The sequence below is a fragment of the Vibrio antiquarius genome, from assembly GCF_000024825.1.
Lineage (GTDB): Bacteria > Pseudomonadota > Gammaproteobacteria > Enterobacterales > Vibrionaceae > Vibrio > Vibrio diabolicus.
Window position 1 is genome coordinate 598,366 of the sequence record NC_013456.1, and the last position, 21,963, is coordinate 620,328.

The 21,963-nt window shown below is 45.8% G+C and carries 16 protein-coding genes; 10 read left to right on the top strand and 6 right to left on the bottom strand.

The window, feature by feature from the left end; translation table 11 throughout:
• The first annotated feature begins 91 nt into the window (after nucleotides 1-91).
• Nucleotides 92-4,294: a DNA-directed RNA polymerase subunit beta' gene (gene rpoC, locus VEA_RS02895; protein ID WP_005397277.1), complete on the top strand. Its 4,203-nt coding sequence runs from the start codon at nucleotides 92-94 to the stop codon at nucleotides 4,292-4,294.
• 187 nt (nucleotides 4,295-4,481) lie between these two features.
• Here rpoC and VEA_RS02900 read toward each other — a convergent pair whose 3' ends face one another.
• Nucleotides 4,482-4,973 carry an Rsd/AlgQ family anti-sigma factor gene (locus tag VEA_RS02900; RefSeq protein WP_031780615.1) on the bottom strand — a complete coding sequence of 164 codons (492 nt, stop codon included), beginning with the start codon at nucleotides 4,971-4,973 and terminating at the stop codon, nucleotides 4,482-4,484.
• 177 nt (nucleotides 4,974-5,150) lie between these two features.
• Between VEA_RS02900 and nudC the strand changes: the two genes are divergently transcribed.
• Both nudC and hemE read left to right on the top strand, forming a co-directional pair.
• A complete protein-coding gene (nudC, locus tag VEA_RS02905; RefSeq protein WP_006743187.1) occupies nucleotides 5,151-5,948 on the top strand; it encodes an NAD(+) diphosphatase in 798 nt (265 codons plus the stop codon).
• 247 nt (nucleotides 5,949-6,195) lie between these two features.
• Entirely contained in the window at nucleotides 6,196-7,263 is a 1,068-nt protein-coding gene (hemE, locus tag VEA_RS02910; protein ID WP_006743188.1) for a uroporphyrinogen decarboxylase, read from the top strand.
• A 240-nt stretch (nucleotides 7,264-7,503) separates the two neighbouring features.
• On the opposite strand, the gene VEA_RS02915 is transcribed toward hemE, so the two are convergent.
• Entirely contained in the window at nucleotides 7,504-8,076 is a 573-nt protein-coding gene (locus VEA_RS02915; RefSeq protein WP_012841311.1) for a uracil-DNA glycosylase family protein, read from the bottom strand.
• Nucleotides 8,077-8,083: 7 nt separating this feature from the next.
• Complete coding sequence (locus VEA_RS02920; protein ID WP_006743189.1) at nucleotides 8,084-9,007, bottom strand: D-2-hydroxyacid dehydrogenase; 924 nt, start codon at nucleotides 9,005-9,007, stop codon at nucleotides 8,084-8,086.
• Between the two features lie 66 nt (nucleotides 9,008-9,073).
• Between VEA_RS02920 and VEA_RS02925 the strand changes: the two genes are divergently transcribed.
• Nucleotides 9,074-9,661, top strand: coding sequence for a YjaG family protein (locus VEA_RS02925; protein ID WP_005382520.1), 588 nt, complete (start codon nucleotides 9,074-9,076; stop codon nucleotides 9,659-9,661).
• A 79-nt stretch (nucleotides 9,662-9,740) separates the two neighbouring features.
• Here the strand turns inward: VEA_RS02925 and VEA_RS02930 are convergent, their stop codons facing one another.
• Nucleotides 9,741-10,874 (bottom strand): hemolysin family protein, encoded by a 1,134-nt coding sequence (locus VEA_RS02930; protein ID WP_005397285.1) that lies wholly within the window; start codon nucleotides 10,872-10,874, stop codon nucleotides 9,741-9,743.
• 253 nt (nucleotides 10,875-11,127) lie between these two features.
• Between VEA_RS02930 and hupA the strand changes: the two genes are divergently transcribed.
• Together hupA and VEA_RS02940 are read left to right on the top strand one after the other, a co-directional pair.
• Nucleotides 11,128-11,400: a nucleoid-associated protein HU-alpha gene (hupA, locus tag VEA_RS02935; protein WP_005382524.1), complete on the top strand. Its 273-nt coding sequence runs from the start codon at nucleotides 11,128-11,130 to the stop codon at nucleotides 11,398-11,400.
• 39 nt (nucleotides 11,401-11,439) lie between these two features.
• On the top strand, nucleotides 11,440-12,138 hold the full coding sequence (locus VEA_RS02940) for a DUF1481 domain-containing protein (RefSeq protein ID WP_012841312.1): 699 nt from the start codon (nucleotides 11,440-11,442) through the stop codon (nucleotides 12,136-12,138).
• 82 nt (nucleotides 12,139-12,220) lie between these two features.
• On the opposite strand, the gene purD is transcribed toward VEA_RS02940, so the two are convergent.
• Together purD and purH are read right to left on the bottom strand one after the other, a co-directional pair.
• Nucleotides 12,221-13,510 carry a phosphoribosylamine--glycine ligase gene (purD, locus tag VEA_RS02945; protein WP_012841313.1) on the bottom strand — a complete coding sequence of 430 codons (1,290 nt, stop codon included), beginning with the start codon at nucleotides 13,508-13,510 and terminating at the stop codon, nucleotides 12,221-12,223.
• Between the two features lie 154 nt (nucleotides 13,511-13,664).
• Nucleotides 13,665-15,257 (bottom strand): bifunctional phosphoribosylaminoimidazolecarboxamide formyltransferase/IMP cyclohydrolase, encoded by a 1,593-nt coding sequence (gene purH, locus VEA_RS02950; protein ID WP_006743192.1) that lies wholly within the window; start codon nucleotides 15,255-15,257, stop codon nucleotides 13,665-13,667.
• A 265-nt stretch (nucleotides 15,258-15,522) separates the two neighbouring features.
• Between purH and zntR the strand changes: the two genes are divergently transcribed.
• The 4 genes from zntR (at nucleotide 15,523) to VEA_RS02970 (ending at nucleotide 21,947) form a co-directional block, all read left to right on the top strand.
• On the top strand, nucleotides 15,523-15,921 hold the full coding sequence (gene zntR / locus VEA_RS02955; protein WP_005397290.1) for a Zn(2+)-responsive transcriptional regulator: 399 nt from the start codon (nucleotides 15,523-15,525) through the stop codon (nucleotides 15,919-15,921).
• 163 nt (nucleotides 15,922-16,084) lie between these two features.
• Nucleotides 16,085-17,653 (top strand): lysine decarboxylation/transport transcriptional activator CadC, encoded by a 1,569-nt coding sequence (cadC, locus tag VEA_RS02960; protein ID WP_006743193.1) that lies wholly within the window; start codon nucleotides 16,085-16,087, stop codon nucleotides 17,651-17,653.
• A 698-nt stretch (nucleotides 17,654-18,351) separates the two neighbouring features.
• Nucleotides 18,352-19,695 carry a cadaverine/lysine antiporter gene (gene cadB / locus VEA_RS02965; RefSeq protein WP_005383654.1) on the top strand — a complete coding sequence of 448 codons (1,344 nt, stop codon included), beginning with the start codon at nucleotides 18,352-18,354 and terminating at the stop codon, nucleotides 19,693-19,695.
• 116 nt (nucleotides 19,696-19,811) lie between these two features.
• Nucleotides 19,812-21,947, top strand: a complete 2,136-nt coding sequence (locus VEA_RS02970; protein WP_012841314.1) for a lysine decarboxylase CadA — start codon at nucleotides 19,812-19,814, stop codon at nucleotides 21,945-21,947.
• The last annotated feature ends 16 nt before the right edge of the window (nucleotides 21,948-21,963 follow it).

Sequence of the window (21,963 nt, forward strand, 5' to 3'; positions counted from 1 at the left end):
TGATGAAAGTCGAGAGAATCAAAGCGATTATTTGGAAGAAGGTGCTCACTTTAGCGAGTGAGCTCCTTTTAACTCCTTACAGGAGCTGATTGTGAAAGACTTATTAAACTTTCTAAAAGCACAGCATAAGACCGAAGAATTTGATGCAATCAAAATCGGTCTATCTTCACCAGACATGATCCGTTCATGGTCTTTTGGTGAAGTTAAAAAACCTGAAACGATCAACTATCGTACGTTCAAACCTGAACGCGATGGTCTGTTCTGTGCGCGTATCTTTGGTCCAGTTAAAGACTACGAATGTCTTTGTGGTAAGTACAAGCGCCTGAAGCACCGTGGTGTTATCTGTGAGAAGTGTGGTGTAGAAGTTACACAAACTAAAGTTCGTCGTGACCGTATGGGCCACATTGAACTGGCTTCACCAGTAGCTCACATCTGGTTCCTAAAATCGCTACCGTCTCGTATCGGTCTACTGATGGATATCCCTCTACGTGATATCGAACGTGTTCTTTACTTCGAAATGTACGTAGTAACAGAACCAGGTATGACTGATCTAGAAAAAGGTCAGATGCTTACGGAAGAAGAGTATCTAGATCGTCTAGAAGAGTGGGGCGACGAGTTCACTGCTAAGATGGGTGCGGAAGCTATCAAGGACCTACTAGGTTCTATGGATATGCACGCTGAAGCAGAACAAATGCGTGAAGAGTTAGAGACAACAAACTCTGAAACTAAGCGTAAGAAAGTAACTAAGCGTCTTAAGCTGGTAGAAGCGTTCATCGCATCGGGTAACAACCCAGAGTGGATGATCCTAACAGTACTTCCAGTACTTCCGCCAGATCTACGTCCTCTAGTACCTCTAGATGGCGGTCGCTTTGCGACTTCTGATCTTAACGATCTATACCGTCGTGTGATCAACCGTAACAACCGTTTGAAGCGTCTTCTAGAGCTAGCTGCTCCGGATATCATCGTACGTAACGAAAAACGTATGCTGCAAGAGTCTGTTGATGCGCTACTAGATAACGGTCGTCGTGGTCGTGCGATCACAGGTTCTAACAAGCGTCCTCTGAAATCTCTTGCTGATATGATCAAGGGTAAACAAGGTCGTTTCCGTCAGAACCTTCTAGGTAAACGTGTAGACTACTCTGGCCGTTCTGTAATCACAGTAGGTCCATACCTTCGTCTACACCAGTGTGGTCTTCCTAAGAAGATGGCACTTGAGCTATTCAAACCATTCATCTACAGCAAGCTAGAGACTCGTGGTCTTGCGACTACAATCAAAGCTGCTAAGAAAATGGTAGAGCGTGAAGAAGCGGTCGTTTGGGATATCCTAGACGAAGTAATCCGTGAACACCCAGTACTATTGAACCGTGCACCGACACTTCACCGTCTCGGTATCCAGGCGTTCGAACCAGTACTAATCGAAGGTAAAGCGATTCAGCTACACCCACTTGTATGTGCGGCGTACAACGCGGACTTCGATGGTGACCAAATGGCGGTTCACGTACCTCTAACTCTAGAGGCACAGCTTGAAGCTCGTACTCTGATGATGTCGACAAACAACATTCTGTCGCCAGCGTCAGGTGATCCGATCATCGTACCTTCTCAGGACGTTGTATTGGGTCTGTACTACATGACTCGTGAAAAGATCAACGTGAAAGGTGAAGGCATGTACCTTTCGGGCCCAGAAGAGGCTGAGAAAGCATACCGCACTAAACAAGCTGAGCTTCACGCACGCGTTAAAGTACGTATTACAGAAACCGTTGTAGACGAAGACGGCAACAGCACTACAGAAACCAAGATGGTAGACACCACTGTTGGTCGTGCAATGCTATGGCAAATCGTGCCAGCTGGTCTACCGTACAGCATCGTTAACCAAAAGCTAGGTAAGAAGCAAATCTCTAACCTACTTAACGAGGCGTACCGTAAACTAGGTCTGAAAGACACTGTAATCTTCGCTGACCAAATCATGTACACCGGTTTCGCATACGCGGCACTTTCTGGTGTATCTGTTGGTATCGACGATATGGTTGTACCAGCAGCTAAGTACACTGAAATCGCAGAAGCGGAAGAAGAAGTACGTGAAATCCAGGAACAGTACCAATCAGGTCTTGTTACTGCGGGCGAACGCTACAACAAAGTTATCGATATCTGGGCATCGACCAACGACCGTGTTGCGAAAGCAATGATGGAAAACCTTTCATCTGAAACGGTAGTTAACCGTGACGGTGAAGAGGAACAGCAAGAGTCATTCAACAGCATCTACATGATGGCGGACTCGGGCGCTCGTGGTTCTGCAGCACAGATTCGTCAGCTTGCGGGTATGCGTGGTCTGATGGCGCGTCCAGATGGTTCAATCATCGAAACGCCGATCACGGCGAACTTTAAAGAAGGTCTAAACGTACTTCAGTACTTTATCTCAACGCACGGTGCTCGTAAGGGTCTTGCGGATACGGCACTGAAAACAGCGAACTCGGGTTACCTAACTCGTCGTCTAGTAGACGTTGCTCAAGACGTTGTTGTAACTGAACATGACTGTGGCACTCACGAGGGTGTTGACATGATGCCTCACATCGAGGGTGGTGATGTTAAAGTTGCACTTTCTGAGCTTGCTCTTGGTCGTGTTGTTGCTGAAGACGTACTAAAACCTGGCACTGAAGACGTTCTTATTCCACGTAACACCCTGATCGATGAGAAGTGGTGTCAAATCATGGAAGAGAACTCAGTAGACAGCATGAAAGTGCGCTCTGTAGTAACGTGTGATTCTGACTTCGGTTGTTGTGCACAGTGTTACGGTCGTGACCTAGCACGTGGTCACCTAGTGAACCAAGGTGAAGCAGTAGGTGTTATCGCTGCTCAGTCTATCGGTGAACCAGGTACACAGCTTACCATGCGTACGTTCCACATCGGTGGTGCAGCATCGACAGCAGCGGCAGAGAACAGTGTTCAAGTTAAGAACAACGGTTCTATCAAGCTACACAACGCTAAATCTGTATTGGCTGATGACGGTAAGATCGTTATCACTTCTCGTGCGACAGAATTAACTATCATTGATGAGTTTGGTCGTACGAAAGAGAAACACAAACTGCCTTACGGTACGCTACTAAGCAAAGGAGATGGCGATACAGTTCAAGCTGGCGAAACAGTTGCAAACTGGGAAGCACACACACTACCTATCATTACTGAGGTAGCAGGTCGCATCCAGTTCGTAGACATGATCGACGGCGTAACAGTATCTCGTCAAACCGATGACCTAACAGGTCTATCTTCAAGCGAAGTAACTGACCCAGCAGCTCGTCCTTCAGCAGGTAAAGATATGCGTCCAGCTATCAAACTTGTTGATGAGCAAGGTAACGATGTAATGATCCCTGGTACTGATATGCCAGCTCACTACTTCCTACCTGGTAAAGCGATTGTGAACATCGAAGATGGCGCAGCAGTAGGTGTTGGTGCGACACTAGCACGTATTCCTCAGAAGTCTGGCGGTAACAAAGATATCACCGGTGGTCTTCCACGAGTTGCTGACCTATTTGAAGCACGTAAGCCGAAAGAGCCTGCAATCCTTGCTGAGCACACAGGTACTGTGAGCTTCGGTAAAGAGACCAAAGGTAAACGTCGCTTAGTGATCACACGTGAAAGCGGTGAAGCTTACGAAGAGATGATTCCTAAGCATCGTCAGTTGAACGTATTCGAAGGTGAAAAAGTTGAACGTGGTGACGTGATCGCAGATGGTCCAGAGTCTCCACACGACATCCTACGTCTACGTGGCGTACACGCGGTAACGCAGTACATTGCTAACGAAGTACAGGAAGTTTACCGTCTACAAGGCGTTAAGATTAACGATAAGCACATTGAAACTATCGTTCGTCAGATGCTACGTAAGTGTACTATTACTCACTCTGGTGACTCTGAGTTCCTACCTGGTGAGCAGATTGAGTACTCACAAGTTAAGATTGCTAACCGTAACCTAGAAGCTGAAGGCAAAGAGCCTGCACGTTTCGAACGTGAACTACTAGGTATCACTAAAGCATCTCTAGCGACTGAGTCGTTCATCTCTGCGGCATCGTTCCAGGAGACAACTCGCGTACTAACAGAAGCAGCGGTTTCTGGTAAGCGTGATGACCTACGTGGTCTGAAAGAGAACGTAATTGTTGGTCGTCTGATCCCAGCTGGTACTGGTTTCGCATACCACCAAGAGCGTCAAGCTAAACGTTCTGAAGCGCAAGATGGTCCTTCTGCTGAGCAAGCAACGGATAACCTAGCGGCACTTCTAAACGCTGGTTTCTCTTCTGAAGAGTAAGCCATTTAACGAGTAATCGTTAGAAGCTTAAGAAAAAAGGCACCTTCGGGTGCCTTTTTAGTTTTTATCCTGCCTTTTTCTTCGAGAGGGTTCTTAGAGAAGGTAATAGTGATAAGGCTAGAAACAAAAAAGACCGACGATGATCGTCAGTCTTTTCTATCCTTCAGTCTCTGAATATTCGCAAACACTAAGCCCCTGGGGGCATAGACAGACTTTCTGCGATCTGCTGTATCAGATAGTCCTCGACTTCAAATCGAGTCTCAAGAATTTCGCCAATGAGACACATATCAGAATCGAAATCATCTAATTCATCATCTTCAGTAACTTCTGAGTACTTATCGTTAAAGTTCAATAGTGGTTCAGTTGTCAGGACTATTTGGCCATAAGTTTGATTGATCTCATTGGTCACGACAAAGCCAGTCGCTTTCCAGCGATCCATAACCATGTCATAGATTTTAAAATGGCCCTCGGAGATGTAATCAACGAGATGCTGACAGAAATCCTGCAATTCGGAAGGAGATGGGAGTTCAATAACATTGGTTTTCGAACAAGGTTGCAGTGCTGCAAGCTTACAATATTCAACAATCAGGGATTGTCGTGTCTCTAACCAGTGATCAATGACATCACTTGAGCCACCCCACTGGTCTTGTGTTTGTTTGAATTTTTTTAGCATGACCATGCCCTCATGATCTGATCGCCTGTTGGCGAACGTATCCTTTGCAAAGCAAAGTTAGTAAAGTTATTACAAACTCTTGTCCTTACTAGAATTTAGAGTGCGAATTTACTTAACGACAAACTCTAGTATGAAATTAGATTGCCAGTAAAATGAACGAACTTCAAGCAAAGGGATGGTGTAATGTTAAGAAAAGGTGATGTTAACCGCGCGATAAATGCATACTGGTGTGTTGTTGCAGGAAGTGAAATTTGGCTGGTGGATGGTGCTGTGCCTTTCGGGTCTGCAGAGCAGTTATCACTGCCTGAAGTGAGTGCAAGACCCATTGGTGAGTATTCAGGTTCGCCCGTCATGTGGCTTAATTTGTCTGATCTGGAGCATGATCTACCATTAGTCTCACTACGCGACTGCCTGCATTTTCCTGAGCCATTATTTATGTTGTTAAGTAAAGCGGTCCAGTATGGGCACATGACGCAAAGTCTGCGTTTTTGCCCACAGTGCGGTGGAAGAAACTTTCTTAATAATAACCAGTTAGCTATGCAGTGTGGCGAATGCCGTACTCTCCATTATCCTCGAATATTTCCATGTATTATCGTTGCTGTGCGTAAAGAGAATCAGATCTTATTGGCTCAACATCCAAGGCATCGAAATGGTATGTATACCGTCATTGCCGGTTTTCTAGAAGTTGGTGAGACATTAGAAGAGTGTGTGGCTCGAGAAATTCATGAAGAAACAGGAATTCTCGTTAAAAATATTCGTTACTTTGGCAGCCAGCCTTGGGCTTTCCCATCGAGTATGATGATGGGGTTTTTAGCTGACTATGAATCGGGAGAGTTAAGTCCAGACTACACTGAGCTGTCTGATGCACAATGGTTTGGTATTGACGAGATGCCGCCTGTTGCGCCTAAAGGAACGATTGCAAGAGCGCTTATCGAACAAACGCTACAAGATATTGATTCTAATTATCTGATAAATAGATAAAAAAAAACCCTCCGAGAGGGAGGGGGTAAGTAAGATGTCGTTATGAGATGCTGAGTACGGGTACTCAGTTTATAATTGTAGTTTTCGCTAGCGAACAAATTTTTAACACTGATACCGATTGGGGGCAAATTAAGCATTGATTTAAAAGTTAATAACTTGATCCAGGTTGCAAAGCACACAGCTATTGGACTTAAATCAGTGATAGAATACCCCCTTTCACAGAAAGCCTAACAGTTGGAATTACGGAATGACTGAATTAAAAAATGATCGTTATCTGCGTGCGCTTTTAAAAGAGCCGGTAGATTACACGCCAGTATGGATGATGCGCCAGGCAGGTCGTTACCTACCAGAATACAAAGCGACTCGTGCAGAAGCGGGTGATTTCATGTCTTTGTGTCGAAATGCAGAATTAGCATCCGAAGTGACACTTCAACCATTACGCCGTTTTCCTCTTGATGCCGCGATCTTATTCTCGGACATCTTAACGATTCCAGATGCAATGGGGCTTGGTTTACGTTTTGCTGCGGGCGAAGGACCTGTTTTTGATAACCCAATTACATGCAAAGCTGACGTGGAAAAAATTGGTTTGCCAGATCCAGAAGGTGAACTGCAATATGTAATGAACGCAGTACGTCAGATCCGTAAAGACCTTAAGGGTGAAGTGCCGTTAATTGGCTTCTCTGGTAGCCCGTGGACTCTTGCTACGTACATGATCGAAGGTGGCAGTTCTAAAGCCTTCACCAAGATCAAGAAAATGATGTACGCGGAACCACAAACTCTGCACTTACTTCTAGATAAGCTGGCAGACAGCGTTATCGAGTACCTAAACGCGCAAATTAAAGCAGGCGCGCAGTCGGTAATGGTATTTGACACATGGGGTGGCGTACTGACGCCTCGTGACTACAACCTGTTCTCACTGCAATACATGCACAAGATTGTAGATGGTCTGATTCGTGAAAACGATGGTCGTCGCGTGCCAGTCACACTGTTTACTAAGAATGGCGGTATGTGGCTTGAGCAAATCGCAGCAACGGGCTGTGATGCGGTTGGTCTAGACTGGACAATCAACATTGCAGACGCGAAAGCACGTATCGGTGATAAGGTGGCGCTGCAAGGTAACATGGACCCATCAATGCTTTACGCTTCGCCAGAGCGCATCCGTGAAGAAGTAGCGGATATCCTAGAAGGATTTGGTGATACGGGGACTGGTCATGTGTTCAACCTAGGTCACGGTATCCACTTGGATGTACCGCCAGAAAACGCGGGCGTATTTGTGGAAGCGGTACACGAGTTATCTAAGCCGTACCACAAGTAACTTCGACTTTTTGAAATCAAATGCCGGCATTCAGTGCCGGTATTTTTTTACCTAAAATTCATTTTTTCTATCTGAGACTCAAGGCTGTACAGCTCTAGTAGTATTTGGCCTACTATGATCTAACTACTACTCTAGCTGTACATTAGACATTAAAATTTAATATAAACAAATACTTATGTTTACAGGTTTTATGTTCTAATTTTCTTGTACAGATAAACAAGCAATTAGATCATGGGTAACCTAAAGCATCGAGTGAACGCGTTTTTTAAGGTATGGTACGACGTCAGATTCAAACCAAGGATTCTTCTTTAACCACAATGTATTGCGTGGAGATGGGTGAGGGAGCGGGATAAAGTCCGGTTCCCAATCTTGCCATTGCTGAACGGTTTGCGTGAGCGTCTTTGGTTTGTTGGTGAGATAGTACTGCTGCGAGTACTGACCAATTAGTAGAGTGAGCTCTATATTGGGCAGCTGCTCAAGAATCTTTCTATGCCAAGTGGGCGCACATTCTTTACGAGGCGGTAAATCACCAGAGTTCCCTTTGCCTGGATAACAGAATCCCATTGGGACAATGGCAATTTTATTTGGGTCGTAGAAAACGTCTTTGTCGATATCGAGCCATTGGCGTAATCGATCACCACTTGGGTCATTCCAAGGTATCGAAGTTTTGTGTACACGTGTGCCTGGGGCCTGACCGATGATTAGGATGCGTGCCCCTTTTGCTGCTTGTACGACAGGGTTTGCGCCCAAAGGTAAATTATCCGCGCAAATCTGACAGGCGCGCACTTGTTGAAGCAATGTTTCTAGAGACATAAAACGGCTAATACCCTTTGTCGAAATCAACCTGATTATTTAGAGAGAAACCGTCCCTCCAACTCAAGTAGTTGTCTGCAAAAATGTCGATCACTTGCTCGGGGAAACTTAACGCCGCGATGTGAGGGGTGATGGTTACTTGCGGAAGTTTCCAAAACGGATGTTCTACCGATAGCGGTTCTTGCTCAAACACATCTAAGAAGGCGTGTTCTACCCAACGGTTTTTCAGAGCGAAGAGCAACCCTGCCTCATCCAGTACGTCGCCGCGACCCACGTTGAATAATAACGCCTTGTTTAGATGGCTGAGTGTTTGACGATTAAGTAACTGTTGCGTCTCCGGTGTACTTGGTAGGGTATTCACAACAATGTCGGCTTGTTCAAATGCCTTACTTAGTTCACTGATATGAAAGGTCTGATGAAATTCACCACCTGAGGTCGGAATACCTGTGCGGTTCATACCGATGGTTTTTATTCCCATTGCTTTAGCTGCGTTGCCCAAATAACACCCAATGCTACCAGTACCGAGAATCACCATGGTTTTACTTTGTAATGATGTATAGAGATGAGGCTGCCATCGTTTGTTTTGTTGTTGCTGGTGGTATCGGTTGAAGTGGCGGTAATGGGCAATACTGTAACCCAGCACATATTCGGCAATTAATGGGCCGAAAATACCGCGTACGTTGGTCAGTGTGTAATCTTGGCGCAGAGCCGGTGACATTAAAGCGTTCACCCCCGCAAATGTGGATTGCACCCACTCAAGCTGTGAAAACTCGTCTAACCTTTGTGATAGTAATGGTGGATCCGCCAGTACGATCTGAGCTTCTTCAGGTTGGTCGGTGAGGCAAAGGTCGGGCAGATTTTTCTCTGCCAGTAACGTTTTGTAGGTGTCGCGATGCTCTGAGAGCAGGAAAATCTTATTTGAATGCGGCATTAACTTTTTTCCCTGTGATGAATCAAGTACACTTTCGCTGTTTTTTTCTTCAATGATTGAGTGACTATGCTTAAGAATCCTCTTCAGGTTCGTTTAGAAAAACTAGAACCTTGGCAACAAATTACCTTTATGGCGTGTCTGTGTGAACGCATGTATCCAAACTATGCGATGTTTTGTGAGAATACAGAATTTGCTGACCCGCGTGCGTACCGAGCGATTCTTGATAGTGTATGGGAAATTTTGACAGTTAAGAACGCGAAAATTAACTTCGAACGTCAATTAGAGAAGTTAGAAGAGTTGTTCCCAAGTGCGGATGAGTTCGATTTTTACGGGGTTTATCCAGCGATGGACGCGTGTCAGGGTTTGTCTACGTTACTGCATGGCCTATTGGACCGCGACTACCTTTTCGATTCAATGCTTAAAGTGAGCCAACAGTCGGTACAAACCGTTGCTGATCTAGAGCAAGCGCAAGGTGCAGAGCCAATCACCAACGACAATCAGAAAGAAAATGAAGCCGTATGTGAAGAATGGGACGTGCAGTGGGCTATTTTCCGTCCACTGCGTGAAGCGGTAGAGCGTGACATCAGCTTGATTAAAGATTTACGTGAAGAGTTACGTGAAGAAGGTGTGAGCAATATTGGTATCGCACTTTAGTCGTTGAATAGATAGAAAAAGGCATCCTAAATGGATGCCTTTTTGTTTGCGGCGTTTGAGCGGTTATGCCCAATGCTGATTACGATTCTTTAGAGCCTGGTTTTGTCGCTTCTTGAGTTTCTGGCTCCTTGTGATGCTTCTCCAGTTCTTCCTCTTCTTCATCGTCATCGCGGCTTTCGATTACGCCGTGCATCTCTTTCCAACTTTCCCAGCGTTGGTAAGCCAGCTCTTGCATGTCGGTACTTTTATCCGCTTCATCGATGATTTCTTCACCCACGAGGTGTTCAAAGATATCTTCCAACGTCACCAAGCCTTGCACAGTACCGTATTCGTCAACGACAAGTGCCAGCTGTAGGCGATGAGTCATCATCTGGTCAAACACTTTCGGTAAAGTCGTGTTGTTTAGCACCACTTGAATCGGGCGCATGATTGCTCCCAGTTGTTTCTGTCCACAACCTGATTGTTGGAGTTTGAACAACTCAAGGCGGTGCACAAAACCAATGATATTGTCTTTCTGCTCGCTATAAACCAATGGGCGGGAGAAAGGTGTATCCTTGTGTTTTTCTAGGAACTCATTGATGGTCATCGTGGCATCAATACGGAATACCACAGGACGTGGGGTCATAACCTGAGTTACAGGTACATCTTGGATGCCAAGCAAGTTGCTTAATATTTTTGATTCACCCTCGGCAAATTCACCGCTTTCACGTGCCAGAATCGCCATTGCCGACAGTTCATCGCGCATCTTGGGTGCTTCGTGGTTACGAGCAAGACGCTTGGTGATTTGCTCTGAAAACCATACGAATGGTGTTAGCGCCCATACCATCCAGCGTAATGCGACTGCCGCGGTTGGCGCCAATTGACGCCAGTAAGTTGCGCCAATTGTTTTCGGTACGATCTCTGAAAGCACCAAGATCGCCAGTGTGAGCACTGCCGAAAAGATACCTAACGCTTCGCTACCAAATACCACCGCAGCTTGTGCACCAGCAGTGGCCGCGCCGATGGTATGAGCGATGGTATTTAGAGTTAGAATGGATGCCAATGGCCGGTCGATATCTGATTTTAGCTTAGCCAGTTGCCCAGCTGCGGGATGCCCCTGTTGATTGAGCTGCGCAATGTAGCTCGGACTGATACTCAGCAGTACCGCCTCCAGCACCGAACAGATAAACGAAATGCCGATTGCAATAGAGATATAAATGGATAACAGCAGCATAGTTGCCCTTGAATGTAGTTTGATAGTGGTTATTTGCAGCTATTATAACCGCAAAAGTGCCTTATAAATTGGTCCAAAAACCTTGGAAAGCAAGGGTTTTCAGGGGGTATGTGGTAACAAATTGTGAGTTATTACTCATATTATGGCTAAAAGTACGTCAGAAAATCGAAAGATCGCTTACAAACCTTTGCCAGATGGGGCATTTATGTTTTAGAGTGAGACGAATTCGATAACCTATGAGAAGGGAAACCTAATGAACAAGACCCAATTAATCGACTTTATCGCAGAGAAAGCAGACCTATCAAAAGCACAAGCAAAAGCTGCTCTTGAAGCGACTCTTGATGGTGTAACTGGTGCACTTAAAGAGGGTGACCAAGTTCAACTAATTGGTTTTGGTACATTCAAAGTAAACCACCGCGCTGCACGTACTGGTCGTAACCCTAAGACTGGTGACGAGATTCAAATCGCAGCAGCTAACGTACCTGCATTCGTAGCAGGTAAAGCGCTGAAAGAATCAGTAAACTAAGTTAGAATGCACCGAGGTATCCTGCCTCGGTGCAACTTCATGAAAAAACATCTAATCGCTTCACTTCTCTTATCTAGCTTTACCCTTTTTGGCTGTTCGTCGGTTGAAACTCCTAATTTAGAACAATTCACTCACTTCTCTGGCGGCAAAGTTGATGGAGACGCAAGTAGCTTGTACTGGATGACCGAGAAACTCACTCGCGTGAGTACGGCGGCTGATTACGTGACGATGGGGGATAATGGCTGGTTTCAAAGTGACTACCGTTGGGATGAAGGTGAGCTTCGAGAGTTGATTCGAAAAGGTGAGCAAGTTGATACCAAGCAAGAGTTGGTGCCTTTTCAAATCCACATCCGTTTTAATAAAGATGGCGAAGCGGTTTACCAACAATATCGCGTTAATCGTAAAGTTTTACCACTTCAGCATGAACAATTAGAACGTTACAAGACAGAAGCGAATGATGTAGTGGCGTCGGTTAAGGCGCAGTCTCGTAACAGTCAGAGCCTCATTCAAGGTTATTGGAATGGCCAATCGTTTGAAACCTGCAAAGGTAGAGCGTTCTCGACACTCGAGTTTAATCAGACGTTGCCAAAATTTATTATCGAGCGTCTCTCATCTGTAGACAGTTACGTGGCTTTTGTCGGCAAGCAGTCACGAACTAAAGCAACGGTTGATGAACTGTTGATGCTCAATGATGATGACTTTGATTGTGTACCACGACCAGCATTACTCGCTGAGTAAGCTTGGTGAGACTTACTAACTGACAGAGTAATAAAAAAGGCGCTGAATGCGCCTTTTGTTTTTTAGCCAACTTAAGTTGTTTTTATTTTTCTTGCTCACGTGCAATCGCACGGTAGCCGATGTCACTGCGATGGAACATGCCGTCCCAACTGATCTGTTTTGCAAGCTCGTAAGCGCGTTGCTGCGCTTCTGATACGCTATTGCCAAGTGCGGTTGCACAAAGAACACGACCGCCGTTTGTTACGATGTTGCCATCTTTATTTTCTGTACCCGCGTGGAAGACTTTCTCGCCTTCAATTTCAACTTGAGGCAGACCAGAGATCACATCGCCTTTGTTGTACGCTGCTGGGTAACCACCGGCTGCGAGTACGATACCAATCGACGCACGTGGATCCCATTTTGATTCCACTTGATCCAGTTTTTGGTCAATCGCAGCCAAGCAAAGATCAACCAGATCCGATTCCATACGCATCATGATTGGTTGTGTCTCTGGATCACCGAAGCGGCAGTTGTACTCGATCACTTTAGGCGTACCATCTTTGTCGATCATCAGACCCGCGTATAGGAAACCTGTGTATGGGTTACCTTCAGACGCCATGCCACGTACCGTTGGGTAAATGACTTCTTCCATGATGCGGTTGTGAATTTCTGGTGTTACCACAGGAGCTGGCGAGTACGCGCCCATGCCACCAGTGTTAGGGCCTGTATCTTTGTCACCGACACGTTTGTGATCTTGGCTGGTGGCCATTGGCAGAACGTTCTCACCATCCACCATCACGATGAAGCTTGCTTCTTCGCCATCTAGGAACTCTTCGATAACCACGCGGCTGCCTGCGTCACCAAATGCGTTGCCTGCTAGCATGTCTTTGATTGCGTCTTCGGCTTCTTCTAGCGTCATTGCCACAATCACGCCTTTACCAGCCGCAAGGCCGTCGGCTTTCACCACAATCGGCGCACCTTGCTCACGCACGTAAGCAAGCGCTGGTTCAATTTCTGTGAAGTTTGCGTATGCACCGGTTGGGATTTGGTGACGAGCAAGGAAGTCTTTAGTAAACGCTTTGGAGCCTTCAAGCTGCGCTGCGGCTTGGGTAGGGCCAAAGATTGGTAAGCCCGCTTCGCGGAACGCATCAACCACACCAATAACCAATGGTGCTTCTGGGCCAACGATAGTCAGTTCAATCGCCTTTTCTTTGGCGAAAGCAACAAGGCCAGCGATGTCTTCTACATCGATGTTTACGTTCTCTAGTTTTGGCTCTAGTGCCGTACCTGCGTTGCCTGGAGCAATGAAAATAGTCTCAACATTTGGGTTTTGCGCTGCTTTCCAGCCTAGCGCATGTTCACGACCGCCTGAACCAATGATTAAAACTCGCATATGAAAATCCTTAATCTTATAAATACTGTTTACTCAAAGTATTTGATGATGTGGCTAGGCTACAATTGAGCCCATCCCGGAAACATAGCCAGCTACGTAACTGGGGTGGGCGAAAGCAGTTAACAACGCCACAGTGCCAAATACGATGAGGAAATTAGTGGCGGAAGTGACGCATACCCGTGAAGATCATCGCCATGCCGTGCTCATCTGCTGCTGCGATAACTTCGTCGTCACGCATTGAGCCACCTGGCTGAATTACGCACTTAATGCCGGCTTCTGCTGCGGCATCGATACCGTCGCGGAATGGGAAGAAAGCGTCAGATGCCATTACGCTACCGGCAACTTCTAAGCCTTCATCTGCGGCTTTGATGCCGGCAATCTTCGCTGAGTAAACGCGGCTCATTTGGCCTGCGCCTACACCGATAGTCATGTCACCTTTTGCGTAAACGATTGCATTGGATTTCACGTATTTCGCAACTTTCCAGCAGAATAGCGCGTCTTTTAGCTCTTCTTCTGTAGGTTGACGCTTAGAGACCACTTTAAGGTCATCCAGACTAACCATACCTTGGTCACGGTCTTGAACTAGTAGGCCGCCGTTAACGCGTTTAACGTCAAAGCCTGTTGTTTTAGTTGTCCACTCACCACACTCAAGTAGGCGAACATTCTTCTTCGCTGCAACGACTTCAATCGCTTCAGCAGAAACAGCAGGAGCAATGATCACTTCAACGAATTGACGTTCAACGATAGCGCTAGCCGTTTCTGCATCTAGCTCTTGGTTGAATGCAATGATGCCGCCGAACGCTGACGTTGGGTCAGTTTGGTAAGCGCGGTTGTACGCTTCGAGGATGTCTTTACCTAGCGCAACGCCACATGGGTTGGCGTGTTTTACGATTACACATGCTGGCTCGTTGAACTCTTTCACGCATTCAAGTGCGGCATCCGTGTCTGCGATGTTGTTGTAAGAAAGAGCTTTACCTTGGATTTGGCGAGCAGTAGAAACAGACGCTTCTTGTGGATTGGCTTCCACGTAGAAAGCTGCGGCTTGGTGGCTGTTCTCACCGTAGCGCATGTCTTGCTTCTTCTCGAATTGCTGATTGAAAGTACGTGGGAATTTAGACTCTTCATCACCTTCTTTGTTCTCACCGTAAGATGGAACCATGGTGCCGAAGTAGTTTGCGATCATGCCATCGTAAGCCGCAGTGTGTTCAAATGCTGCGATAGCAAGGTCGAAACGAGTCTCTAGTGTTAGAGATTTCTCGTTCTCGTCCATTTCAGCGATAACGCGGTCGTAATCATGAGCGTTCACAATGATAGTCACGTCTTTGTGGTTTTTCGCTGCAGAGCGAACCATCGTTGGGCCGCCGATATCGATGTTTTCAACCGCGTCAGCTAGTGTACAGCCTTCTTTTGCAACGGTTTCTGCGAATGGGTATAGGTTAACAACGACCATGTCGATTGGATTGATGCCATGTTTTGCCATCACGTCGTCATCTTGACCACGACGACCAAGCACACCACCGTGAACTTTCGGGTGAAGCGTTTTAACGCGGCCGTCCATCATTTCTGGGAAACCTGTGTAGTCAGAGACTTCTGTTACTGCGATGCCTTGTTCGGCAAGTAGGCGTGCTGTACCACCAGTAGATAGGATATCGACACCGCGCTCAGCAAGAGCTTGTGCAAACTCAACAATACCTGTTTTGTCTGATACGCTGATAAGCGCACGGCGAATAGGACGAGCGTTATTCATGCTTCCATTTTCCTCAAATTCACGGAGTTAAAGATGTTTGCCAAAAATGAACTTGTTTTTACCTCTTGGGGTAAAATATTGGCCAGTTTTGGTAAAGACCTTTGCCGGATGTTTTCTGGTTAGAAAACAGTCTCCACATTTGATGGCGCGTATTCTAACCAATTTATTACAAAAAAGCTCGCGCAATCGTTTGGCATCTCAAAAATAATTGTGAAAAAGAGGTTCTTTAGCTTTAAAAGTAACGAGATAGTTAATAGGGAAAGTTATGTTTCAGATAGGTGAACTGGCAAAACGTTGTGGTGTGACGGCAGATACGCTGCGTTTTTATGAGAAAAACGCGCTGATAAAGCCCGCAGGTCGAAGTGAATCAGGTTATCGTCTCTACAATGAAGAGAATCAAAAGCAGGTACACTTCATCCTTAAAGGTAAAGAGCTGGGCCTGAGCTTGGATGAGATTAAAGAGCTACTAGAAATCAAACTAGAAGCAACAGAACACAGCTGTGCAGAGGTTAAAGCTATTACTTCTGCTAAGTTAGAGCTGATTGATGGAAAAATTAACGAGCTAACGAAAATTCGTCGAGCTTTGAAGAAGATCAATGATGCTTGCTGCGGTCATACGGACGATGATGCTACTCATTGTTCTATCCTTGCAGCACTTGAGTAGTCTCATTTCTGCATCACTTAACTTAAGTTTGCATTTTTGGCGGCTTGCTTTTCTAGGTGCACGCCGTTTTCCCACCTATAATCTCGCCTTTAGTTACCAGTAGGAATTGACCATTGTTTGATTCCTACTGTAGCGCTGTCTGTAGATACGAGAGTTTTCATACATGGTTGGAGTCTATTTTCAAATCAATGACTGGGTTTTGAGCGTTGATGAAAATAAGCTGTATCGACAAGATAGGGAAGTTACTGTTGAGCCACGCTTAATTAATCTTCTGCATTTCCTAGCGGAGCATGCGAATGAGGTGTTCAATCGTGAGGAATTGATCCAATACGTTTGGGCAGGGGCGATTGTGACCGATCAAGTGGTGACTCAGTCCATTTTTGAGTTACGTAAATTACTGCGTGACGGTCGGGAAGAAAATACCAGCTACGTCATTACAGTGCCGAAACGTGGTTACAAGCTGGTGGCGAATGTGACCCCAATGACACTCGAGGAATTCCTCGCAAGTCGTCATTGTGATTCAGAAACTCTTCCTCCTATTGTTGAAGAGCCAGAAGAAGAGACTCTACCTATCGCACCTGCCGTCACCTTTCCTGCTGGCCCTCTGACTCGCGCGGTCTGTGAGATGTCTAAAGAGAAAAAGGCCCCTCAGAAAAAAAATAAAATCAGTCCGTGGCGCCTGGGGATCATGAACTTCATCTGGATCAGTGTCTTGGTTGTGGTGATGGGCGTGTTTACCTACAAGCAATCGGAAGTGCGTATTACTCAAGCCATCGATACTCACCTTATCGAATTCAAGTTTCAAGATAACTTCACGAGCGAAGGGTTAAGCTACGACTTGGCAGACGGGTTTGCCCAAAAGTTGATGTCCGACATTGCTCAAGTGAGCGATTACCGAGTCATGCTAAAGAAGGCGTCGTTTACCTCGGGTATTGTGCCGGGCAAATCGGTTGTGGTGCGGGTTCGTGAAAATGAGGGTAGCAGCTTTTTAGAGGTGGAATATCGGAATAACTCATCTGAAAAGGTGTTGTTTAGTCGTCAATACGCGTTAACCAGCAGCCATTTAAAGACAGTGCTTCAACAAGCGTCGTTAGACTTGATGCAAGTGCTGAAAGTGCCGGATGCCAAGCTGAAATCCACGATGCTGGTGGCGGGAATGCCAATTAACCCAGATGCTTTGGAGCTGTTTGTTCAAGCTAACCATTATCTCAATGTCTCGGATGCCAAGCAGTTTCGCCAAGGCGTCAACTTGATGGAAAACATTTTAGAAATTGAGCCAGATAATGCTTACGTTCAGGCAGAGTTATTAATTGCTTACCACGTGCAGAAGGTGCTCGATTTTTCACAGGAGTTGAAGAAAGGGCGAGTGCAGCAGTTGAGTGACGCACTAGAAACTAACGTAAAAATGATGGTTGGGCCAATTCAACCGCGAATTTATGAAGCTTTAGCCCTGCACGAAACCATTATTGGTGACATGGCTTCAGCCAAGCAGCATCTTGGGCAGGCTTTGAGGTTACGTGATTCGGTGCTTTCTTATGTGATTCGTGGTAAGCATGCTGAATTGGATGGTGATCTGGATTTGGCCAGTGAGTCTTACAGCGAAGCTTTCTATATTGATACGTCGGTTGAGACGTATCTGCTGTGCGAAAACTTGGTCTTCCCAAGTAACATGAAGGCGATTGATTACGCCATGTATCGCGCTGTTCACCCTTCTGTCGTTCGAATGCTTTAATTCTCTCGGACTCAAATACTAGCCCCTCATTTCGGTGAGGGGCTTTTTTGTCGCTGTCGAAAAGTGAAAAGGGTGGGGCAATGACGTACGAAGGAGCTAACAACGCAAGCTTGCAACGGGAAAACATATCCGGTTTGCTTCTCTATCTCTATCTCTATCTCTATCTCTATCTCTATCTCTATCTCTATCTCTATCTCTATCTCTATCTCTATCTCTATCTCTATTGATTGTATGGAGTGTCTGGCTGAGTTATGTGGCGAGAATGATTCTGATGCTTTCTTGCAGGCGAGATGAATATTGATGTGGGTCAAAAAGCGCGATCAGGGAGAGATTTATGGAATCAACAGTTCAGGGAATTAACCCTTCGGGATGGGGAAGTTGATAGAGGTTGATAACTTTTATCGCGATTACCGACGAGTTGATGAGAGTTTATCTATCGGTAGAAGGTTTGATGTTTTTCTTATAACTGCATGAATAATTTGGTTTTATATTTTTGTGTTTATCATGTTTATCTCAACTTGATGTTGATTAACTAATCATTTTATTGATAACGCCAAGTTTATTTTTTTCCCGATTTTTGGGCGTAGTCTTCACTTCGAAATTTAGCGAGGTCGAGCAGGTATCTACTTCATAGCATCTCGCTAATAACCGTTCAGTTTGAGTCACGTTGACTTGAGTAGAATAGATTTGGAGATGTTATGTCATCGAATACGAAAAAAATCGGCCTAATTGCCTGTACGGGTGTAGTCGCCGGTAACATGATGGGCAGTGGTATTGCACTGTTACCTTCTAGCCTAGCTTCAGTAGGCTCTGTTTCAATTTTCAGCTGGCTGATCTGTTTGATCGGTGCACTGAGCCTTGCGTTTGTTTACGCTCGTCTGGCAACCAAAAACCCTCAAGAAGGTGGTCCTATCGCTTATGCGGGCGAAGTTTCCCCAGTCTTTGGTTTCCAAACGGGCGTGCTTTATTACCACGCGAACTGGATTGGTAACCTAGCTATTGCTATTACAGGTGTTTCTTACCTTTCAGTATTCTTCCCTGTGCTTAATGACCCAATCCCAGCAGGTATTGCGACGATTGCATCGGTATGGATCTTCACTTTCGTCAACCTACTTGGTGGTAGCTGGGTAAGCCGTCTATGTACGCTTGGTCTTGTTCTAATCCTAATTCCAGTTGTTGGTACCGCTCTATTTGGTTGGACGCACTTCGACACTGCGCTATACAGCCAAAACTGGAACGTATCTGCGGGTACTGATAGCCATGCGATTGTGACTGCGGTTCTTATCTGTCTATGGTCATTCGTTGGTGTGGAATCAGCAGCAGTATCGACAGGTATGGTAGAAAACCCTAAACGTACTGTACCGCTAGCAACCATGCTGGGTACTGGTATCGCAGGTGTGATTTACATCCTATCAACTCAAATGATCAGCGGCATGTTCCCTGCTTCTGAAGTCGCGGCATCAGGTGCGCCATTTGCATTGGCTACCACTGAGCTATTCGGTAGCTGGACAGCACCATTCGTATCAGCATTCACAGCACTAGCATGTTTTACTTCGCTAGGTTCTTGGATGATGCTGGTGGGCGAAGCTGGTAAACGTGCAGCAAGCGATGGCAACTTCCCTAAAATCTACGGCGAAACTGACAAAAACGGTGTGCCTAAGAAAGGTTTAATCCTTGCGTCAATCAAGATGACAGCATTAATGGTTGTACTGATGTTCTTCAGCTCTAAAACAGCACACGCATCAGACCTGTTCAACCAGCTAACGACTGATGCAGTTCTACTAACTATGCTGCCTTACTTCTACTCAAGCATTAACTTGATTCGCTTCGAAGGTATGACAACACGCAACGGCTTCGTAATGCTGTTCTCTGGTGTAGCTTGTCTGTTCTGCTTCATTGCCCTTGCTGGTGCAGAAGGCGGTACGCTAACAGCAACCTTCATCGTGTCTCTCGTTATCTTGATGTTCTACAGCAAAAAAGCCGGCTTAGCTCAGTACATGAAGCTACACGCTGACGACATGCCTGCTCAAGCAAGCAACTAATCCCCAAACGCTGGCACTTCGGTGCCAGCCAATAAAAAACAAATTCACTCGGCGCTCACCTTACTCACTGCCTGTAAATGGCAGAGAGCGCCTTCATTCGCCTTGGAGATGTCCAAATGAATATTTTCGCTATCTTGAACCACATGGGTGTGTTCTTTAAAGAAGAGCCAGTTCGTCAACTTCACGCTGCTCTTGAGAAAGCGGGCTACGAAGTGGTTTACCCAGTAGATGATAAAGACTTGATCAAAATGATTGAGATGAACCCACGCATTTGCGGTGTGCTGTTCGACTGGGATAAATACTCACTAGAGCTATGTGAACGTATTAGCCAAATCAACGAAAAACTGCCTGTTCACGCATTTGCTAACGAACAGTCTACTCTAGACATTTCACTAACAGACCTACGTCTAAACGTGAGCTTCTTCGAGTACGCTTTAGGTATGGCTGACGACATCGCTATCAAAATCAACCAAGCGACTGAGGCATACAAAGATGCCATCATGCCTCCATTCACTAAAGCGTTATTCAAATACGTAGAAGAAGGTAAATACACCTTCTGTACTCCAGGTCACATGGGCGGTACTGCATTCCAGAAAAGCCCTGCTGGTAGCATCTTCTACGATTTTTACGGTCCAAACACATTTAAAGCGGACGTATCAATCTCAATGCCTGAGCTAGGTTCTCTACTAGACCACTCAGGTCCACATAAAGATGCAGAAGAATACATCGCACGCACATTCAATGCAGACAGCTCGTACATCGTAACGAACGGTACGTCTACATCGAACAAAATTGTTGGCATGTACTCAGCACCTGCGGGCAGCACAGTACTGATTGACCGTAACTGTCACAAATCTCTGACTCACCTAATGATGATGAGCGACGTGACACCAATCTACTTCCGCCCAACTCGTAACGCATACGGCATCCTTGGTGGTATTCCACAAAGCGAATTCAGCCGAGATGTCATTGCAGAGAAAGTGGCGAAAACACCAGGTGCAACAGCGCCAAGTTACGCAGTAGTGACTAACTCAACTTACGATGGCTTGTTGTACAACACACAATTCATCAAAGAGTCGCTAGACTGTAAACACATCCACTTCGACAGTGCTTGGGTGCCTTACACTAACTTCAACCCAATTTACGAAGGTAAATGTGGTATGAGTGGTGAAGCGATGCCAGGCAAAGTGTTCTACGAAACACAATCAACACACAAACTGTTGGCAGCGTTCTCACAAGCTTCAATGATTCACGTGAAAGGTGACTTTGATAAAGAGTCTTTCAACGAAGCATTCATGATGCACACTTCAACTTCACCTCAGTACGGCATTGTGGCTTCTACTGAAACTGCAGCGGCAATGATGCGCGGCAACACTGGTAAGAAGTTGATGCAAGACTCTATCGATCGCGCAATCCGCTTCCGTAAAGAGATCAAACGCCTAGAAGCAGAAAGTGACAGCTGGTTCTTCGATGTATGGCAACCAGAAAACATCGATACCACGGAATGTTGGAAACTAGACCCTAGCGACACATGGCACGGCTTCAAGAACATGGATGACAACCACATGTATCTTGATCCAATCAAAGTAACGCTACTAACTCCGGGGATGAATAAAGAAGGCGAACTAGAAGAATCAGGTATTCCTGCTTCGCTGGTGGCTAAATTCCTAGACGAGCGCGGCATCGTGGTAGAGAAAACAGGTCCATACAACTTGTTGTTCCTATTCTCAATCGGTATCGACAAATCAAAAGCAATGCAATTGCTACGCGGTCTGACTGAATTTAAACGTGGGTACGACTTGAACCTAACCATCAAGAGCTTCCTACCTTCGCTATATAATGAAGACCCAAGCTTCTATGAAGGCATGCGCGTTCAAGAATTAGCACAAGCGATTCACAACCTAACTAAGAAATACAATCTACCAGAGCTAATGTACAAAGCGTTCGATGTTCTTCCTGAAATGAAAGTAACACCACACGCAGCATGGCAAGAAGAGCTTCGCGGTAACGTAGAAGAAATCAAACTGGAAGAAATGGTTGGTCGCGTAAGTGCGAACATGATCCTTCCTTACCCTCCAGGCGTGCCACTAGTACTTCCTGGTGAAATGGTGACTCAAGAGTCTCGCCCTGTGCTGGACTTCCTAGAGATGCTTTGTGAGATCGGTGCGCATTACCCAGGTTTCGAAACCGACATCCACGGTCTGTACCAACAAAAAGATGGTAGCTACACTGTAAAAGTATTGAAGAACTAAGTTCCTCTCTAAGATG

Excerpts from the sequence above, each read along its gene's own strand:
- purD (WP_012841313.1), bottom strand. The coding sequence starts at position 13,510 with ATGCGAGTTTTAATCATTGGTTCAGGCGGTCGTGAACATGCGCTAGGC.
- VEA_RS02900 (WP_031780615.1), bottom strand. The coding sequence starts at position 4,973 with ATGGTCATGCTAAAAAAATTCAAACAAACACAAGACCAGTGGGGTGGC.
- hupA (WP_005382524.1), top strand. The coding sequence starts at position 11,128 with ATGAACAAGACCCAATTAATCGACTTTATCGCAGAGAAAGCAGACCTA.
- VEA_RS02940 (WP_012841312.1), top strand. The coding sequence starts at position 11,440 with ATGAAAAAACATCTAATCGCTTCACTTCTCTTATCTAGCTTTACCCTT.
- cadC (WP_006743193.1), top strand. The coding sequence starts at position 16,085 with ATGGTTGGAGTCTATTTTCAAATCAATGACTGGGTTTTGAGCGTTGAT.
- VEA_RS02930 (WP_005397285.1), bottom strand. The coding sequence starts at position 10,874 with ATGCTGCTGTTATCCATTTATATCTCTATTGCAATCGGCATTTCGTTT.
- hemE (WP_006743188.1), top strand. The coding sequence starts at position 6,196 with ATGACTGAATTAAAAAATGATCGTTATCTGCGTGCGCTTTTAAAAGAG.
- cadB (WP_005383654.1), top strand. The coding sequence starts at position 18,352 with ATGTCATCGAATACGAAAAAAATCGGCCTAATTGCCTGTACGGGTGTA.
- VEA_RS02915 (WP_012841311.1), bottom strand. The coding sequence starts at position 8,076 with ATGTCTCTAGAAACATTGCTTCAACAAGTGCGCGCCTGTCAGATTTGC.
- zntR (WP_005397290.1), top strand. The coding sequence starts at position 15,523 with ATGTTTCAGATAGGTGAACTGGCAAAACGTTGTGGTGTGACGGCAGAT.
- VEA_RS02925 (WP_005382520.1), top strand. The coding sequence starts at position 9,074 with ATGCTTAAGAATCCTCTTCAGGTTCGTTTAGAAAAACTAGAACCTTGG.
- purH (WP_006743192.1), bottom strand. The coding sequence starts at position 15,257 with ATGAATAACGCTCGTCCTATTCGCCGTGCGCTTATCAGCGTATCAGAC.
- VEA_RS02970 (WP_012841314.1), top strand. The coding sequence starts at position 19,812 with ATGAATATTTTCGCTATCTTGAACCACATGGGTGTGTTCTTTAAAGAA.
- nudC (WP_006743187.1), top strand. The coding sequence starts at position 5,151 with ATGTTAAGAAAAGGTGATGTTAACCGCGCGATAAATGCATACTGGTGT.
- VEA_RS02920 (WP_006743189.1), bottom strand. The coding sequence starts at position 9,007 with ATGCCGCATTCAAATAAGATTTTCCTGCTCTCAGAGCATCGCGACACC.